The sequence below is a fragment of the Streptomyces sp. SID5785 genome, from assembly GCF_009870065.1.
Taxonomy (GTDB): domain Bacteria; phylum Actinomycetota; class Actinomycetes; order Streptomycetales; family Streptomycetaceae; genus Streptomyces.
On the sequence record NZ_WWIA01000398.1, the window covers coordinates 1 to 5,340 of the forward strand.

The window sequence follows — 5,340 nt, forward strand, 5'->3', positions numbered from 1 at the left end:
ACCCGCCTCACCCGCCGCGTCCCGCGCGGCTGCGCTGTCCGGCGCGGCCGCGGGCGCGGGCGGAGGTGCGGGGCCGTCGTCCGTGTCCCGCTCGGCCTGCGCGCGGCGCTCGTCGAGCTGCTCGCCCAACTTGCTGATTCCGGCGCCGAGTCGGTCCAGCCAGCCTGGAACTCGCGACATGATCCGTCCTTCTCCCCCTGGTCCCCCGGTGCGATCGGCGGGTGCGATCGCACTAGACCGTACATGGCCGAAGCCCCTCACCGTATGACGGAGAGGGGCTTCGGGAGGTTGAGCGGTGTACGGCTCAGTACCAGTTGTTCGCCTGCCAGAAGGACCAGGCCTCACACGGACTGCCGTAGCGGTTGTTCATGTAGTTGAGGCCCCACTTGATCTGCGTGGCGGGGTTCGTCTGCCAGTCGGCACCGGCCGAGGCGTACTTGCCCGCCGGCAGGGCCTGGAAGAGACCGTAGGCGCCGGAGGACGCGTTGACCGCCTTGTAGTTCCAGCTCGACTCGTGGTTCACGATGTTGCTGAAGCACTGGAACTGGCCGGAGGGCACCATCTGGCGCGCCATGGCCTGGATCTGGGCGGTGCTGTACGACGACTGCGTGGAGAAGCTGGAGGCGTCGCGCGTGGCGGAGCGGCTGGCGGCTTCCTTCTTCGCCTCCTCGCGCTCCTTCGCCTCCTTCTCGGCCTTCTCCTTCGCGGCCTGCGCGTCCTGCTGCTTGGCGATCGCGTCCTCGGCGGCCTTCTTACGGGCCGCCTCCTCCGCGGACTTCTGCGCCGCGGTGTCGGCCGCGATGGCCTGGGTCTGCGCCTGCTGCTGCAGCGACGAGGTCTGGACCTGCGCCTGCTGTCCCGCAGGGACGTCCGCGAGGAGGGTCGCGTCGCTCGCCGTGGTGGCCTCTGCCTCGCTCGAGGGCTGGCCGGTGCTGCCCGAGGCAACACCCACGACTGCGCCGACTGTGGTGACCGCGGTGGCCGAGGCCACTGCGAATCCCCGGACCGAAATCCGGCTCACACGGTTTCCTTCCAGCATCGCCCGCTGTGGTGTGACCCTCGCGGACGCAATCGTGCCCCTGGCACTGGCCTCCCAACTGACGGGTCACGGGAGGCACGGGCCCGGTGGGCAACTCCCTCGTGGGGAGCGCCGCGTGGTGCTCGGGCGGCATACGACGTTCGTTATGGAGTTCGTGGTGCAGCTGGTGCTGCGGTGGTGCCGTACCGCTGGGGGCACAGAAGTGTCGTATGCGGGGCCTGACAGGACCGTGACTCTGCCGTATGCGGACGCCGTGAGGCAATTCTGTGTTGCGTGTTAAACGTCACACCCCGTTTGCCCCAGGGGTTTTTCGGAAACGCGCACGCACCAAGACGCCGCCCGGCTAAGCTCTCTGGCTTTGCCGAACGGCGTCAAGTACGCCCGAACGGGCTAAATCTGACCGTCCTCCAGCATTTCGGTCACCAGGGCCGCGATCTGCGACCGCTCCGAGCGCGTCAGCGTGACGTGCGCGAACAGCGGATGGCCCTTCAGCTTCTCGACCACCGCGACGACTCCGTCGTACCGGCCCACGCGCAGGTTGTCCCGCTGTGCGACGTCATGCGTGAGGACGACACGGGAATTCGCCCCGATCCGGGACAGAACGGTCAACAGGACGTTCCGTTCCAGCGATTGCGCCTCGTCCACGATCACGAACGCGTCGTGCAGCGAGCGGCCCCGGATATGGGTGAGCGGCAGCACCTCGAGCATCCCGCGCGCCGTGATCTCCTCGATGACCTCGCGGGAGGTGACGGACGAGAGGGTGTCGAAGACGGCCTGCGCCCAGGGCCCCATCTTCTCGGCCTCGCTGCCGGGCAGATAGCCGAGCTCCTGCCCGCCGACCGCGTACAGCGGACGGAACACCATCACCTTCTGGTGCTGGCGGCGCTCCAGGACCGCCTCCAGGCCCGCGCAGAGCGCGAGCGCGGACTTGCCGGTGCCGGCCCGGCCGCCCATCGAGACGATGCCGACGTCCGGGTCGAGGAGCAGATCGAGCGCGATCCGCTGCTCGGCGCTGCGGCCCTTGAGACCGAACGCCTCCCGGTCCCCGCGCACCACCCGCACGTTGCCCTCGGGCGTGACACGGCCGAGGGCCTTGCCGCGCTCGGAGTGGATCGTGAGGCCGGTGTGCACGGGCAGGTCCGCGGCCTCGGGGACGTAGAGCGTGTCCTCCTCGAAGAGCAGGTCCACCTGTTCGGCGGGCAGCGTCAGTTCGGACATTCCGGTCCAGCCGGAGTCCGTGATGGCGAGTTCGGCGCGGTACTCCTCGGCGAGGAGTCCGACCGAGGAGGCCTTGATCCGCAGCGGCAGGTCCTTGGACACGACCGTGACGTCGTATCCCTCGGCCTGCAGGTTGCGGGCGACCGCGAGGATGCGTGAGTCGTTGTCCCCCAGGCGGTACCCCGAGGGCAGGATGCCCGGATCGGAGTGGTTGAGCTCGACGCGCAGGGTGCCGCCCAGTTCCCCGGTCGGGATCGGGGCGTCCAGGCGTCCGTACCGGATCCGGTAGTCGTCCAGGAGGCGCAGGGCCTGCCGGGCGAAGTAGCCGAGTTCCGGATGGTGCCGCTTGGCCTCCAGCTCCGTGACCACGACGACGGGCAGCACCACTTCGTGCTCGTCGAAGCGTGTCATGGCGTTGGGATCGGCCAGCAGGACGCTGGTGTCGAGAACATACGTGCGCCGGTCGGGCTTGCGGAGGCGCTTGTTGCTGGTCACCACGAAGGACGTACCCCCTCGGAATGAGGTCGGGGAGCGACGGAGGAGTTACCGGACCGGGAGGGTGGGAGAAGACCACCGGTCGTCGGCCGCCGTGCGCGGGCCGAGAACCGGCCCTCCAAGTCGTCTTCCGTACGCCTCGGCGTGCGGTCGTCCTGGTGCAAAGGGCCTCCCGGGCGGGCAGCCCCGTGCCGCCCGCTGAGATGCGGTGTCCTTGGTACGGACACCGACCTGGAGGGCTTATTCCCTCGAACGAGCGCCGCCATGCAAGGGGCATGACGGCGCGTTCGTGAACTCCTGATGACGCGGTGCGGGGAGGTGTCCCCAGCGTGCGGCGGGGTCAGCCGCCGAAGCGGCGGTGCCGGGCCGCGTAGTCGCGCAGCGCGCGCAGGAAGTCGACCTTGCGGAAGGCCGGCCAGAAGACGTCGCAGAAGTAGTACTCGGAGTGGGCGGTCTGCCAGAGCATGAAGCCGGACAGACGCTGCTCGCCGCTGGTGCGGATGACGAGATCCGGGTCGGGCTGGGCGCTGGTGTAGAGGTGCCGGCCGATGAGGTCGATGTCGACGGCCTCGGCGACGTCCTCCAGGGTCTGCTCCGCGGCGGCGGCCTCGTGCAGCATCGAGCGCACGGCGTCGGCGATCTCCTGGCGGCCGCCGTAGCCGATCGCGACGTTGACCACTATGCCGTCGACGTGCGCAGTGGCCTGGTCGGCCTCCTTGAGGACGGTCCGCAGACCGTCCGGCAGCAGGTCGGTGGCGCCCACGTGGTGGACGCGCCAGCGGCCGTCGGCCGCGAGCGAGCGGACGGTCTCCTCGATGATGCCGAGCAGCGGGACCAGCTCCTCGGGGGGCCGGTCGAAGTTGTCCGTCGAGAGCAGCCAGAGGGTGACGACCTCGACGTCCGTCTCGCTGCACCAGCCGAGGAACTCCTCGATCTTGGCGGCGCCCGCCTGGTGGCCCTGGGCGGTGGTGGATCCGGCGGCCTTCGCCCAGCGCCGGTTGCCGTCCATGATGACCCCGATGTGCTTGGGCACCTGGTCATGGTCCAGATGGCCTTCCACCCGGCGCGCGTACAGCCTGACCAGCAGGCCGCGCAGCCTGTCGCGCAGGTTCACGGTCTTTTTCGCCCCTCCGTGCAGACGGCAGTCCCCGAGGGCGAAAGCCTACCCCCGGTTTTCGGGGGGTCCTGGCGTGGGGTGCGGGACAGCGGGCTGACGTAGTTTCGTGTTCATGAACGACACCTCTCCCTACGCCGCCGCGGCGGACCGGTACGACTCCATGGAGTACCGGCGCACCGGCCGCAGCGGTCTGAAGCTGCCCGCGATCTCGCTCGGCCTGTGGCACAACTTCGGTGACGACCGCACCCTCGACTCGCAGCGGGCGATCCTGCGCCGCGCGTTCGACCTGGGCGTCACGCACTTCGACCTGGCGAACAACTACGGGCCGCCGCCCGGCTCCGCGGAGCTGAACTTCGGCAAGATCTTCGCCCAGGACTTCGCCCCGTACCGGGACGAGCTGGTCATCTCGACCAAGGCGGGCTACCTCATGCACCCCGGCCCGTACGGGGAGTGGGGCAGCCGCAAGTACCTGCTGTCGTCGCTGGACGCGTCCCTGAAGCGGATGGGCCTGGACTACGTCGACATCTTCTACTCGCACCGCCCCGACCCGAACACGCCGCTCGAGGAGACGATGGGCGCGCTCGCCTCGGCGGTGCAGCAGGGCAAGGCGCTGTACGTCGGCGTCTCCTCGTACTCGAGCGAGCAGACCGCCGAAGCGGCGCGGCTGCTCAAGGAGATGGGCGTCCCGGCGCTCATCCACCAGCCCTCGTACTCGATGATCAACCGCTGGACCGAGGACGACCGGCTGCTCGACACCCTGGAGGCGGCCGGCATGGGCTGCATCTCCTTCGTGCCGCTGGCCCAGGGGCTGCTGACGGGCAAGTACCTGAAGGGCATCCCGGAGGGTTCGCGCGCGACGCAGGGCAAGTCGCTCGACCCGAACCTGCTGAGCGACGAGGTGCTGCGCCGGCTGAACGGCCTGAACGACATCGCCCAGCGCCGCGGCCAGTCCCTCGCCCAGCTCGCGCTGACGTGGGTGCTGCGGGACGAGCGGATGACGTCGGCGCTGATCGGCGCGTCGAGCACGCGGCAGCTCGAGGAGAACGTGGCGGCGCTCGCGGCCCCGAAGCTGAGCGCCGAGGAGCTGACCGAAATCGACTCGTTCGCCGTGTCGACGCCCGGGACGAACATCTGGGCCGGCCGCAGCTGATCGCCGGGCCGGGCACGGCCCCGTGAGCGGGGCTTTGTCCGGACAAGTGCGGGACAAGAAAAAACGGGCCGGTCCGTGGGGGGGGGATACGGACCGGCCCGAGGGGGGGGTTTCCACCATAACCCTTCGTAAGTGATGCTGCGTGCATCGGCGCGCCATCACTACGCTCCGCAGTCGCCCGGCGACGCCCGGAGGGTCGTTTCCGGCCGCCTCACAGCGAGCTCACAGCGGGGCTCACGGGCCACGCGGGCCGCACGGGAACGCTCCCAGGTGCGTTTCGCGCCGCGTCCGGGTTCCCTCTCCCGTGTCACACGGCCGGTA

The 5,340-nt window shown here is 69.6% G+C and carries 4 protein-coding genes and 1 pseudogene; 1 reads left to right on the forward strand and 4 read right to left on the reverse strand.

The window, feature by feature from the left end; genetic code table 11:
* From GTW43_RS37505 to GTW43_RS13135, 4 genes and pseudogenes are all read right to left on the reverse strand, one after another.
* Positions 1-180 (reverse strand): annotated as a pseudogene (locus tag GTW43_RS37505) (AI-2E family transporter); the annotation flags it as partial.
* A gap of 124 nt (positions 181-304) precedes the next feature.
* Positions 305-1,039, reverse strand: a complete 735-nt coding sequence (locus GTW43_RS13125) for a transglycosylase SLT domain-containing protein (protein WP_161301842.1) — start codon at positions 1,037-1,039, stop codon at positions 305-307.
* A gap of 390 nt (positions 1,040-1,429) precedes the next feature.
* Positions 1,430-2,755 (reverse strand): PhoH family protein, encoded by a 1,326-nt coding sequence (locus tag GTW43_RS13130; RefSeq protein ID WP_161301843.1) that lies wholly within the window; start codon positions 2,753-2,755, stop codon positions 1,430-1,432.
* Between the two features lie 337 nt (positions 2,756-3,092).
* On the reverse strand, positions 3,093-3,866 hold the full coding sequence (locus tag GTW43_RS13135) for an isoprenyl transferase (RefSeq protein WP_161301844.1): 774 nt from the start codon (positions 3,864-3,866) through the stop codon (positions 3,093-3,095).
* A gap of 115 nt (positions 3,867-3,981) precedes the next feature.
* On the opposite strand from GTW43_RS13135, the gene mgrA reads away from it, so the two are divergent.
* The gene (gene mgrA, locus GTW43_RS13140) at positions 3,982-5,019 is read left to right on the forward strand and encodes an L-glyceraldehyde 3-phosphate reductase (RefSeq protein ID WP_161301845.1); all 1,038 of its coding nucleotides are present in this window, start codon (positions 3,982-3,984) and stop codon (positions 5,017-5,019) included.
* The last annotated feature ends 321 nt before the right edge of the window (positions 5,020-5,340 follow it).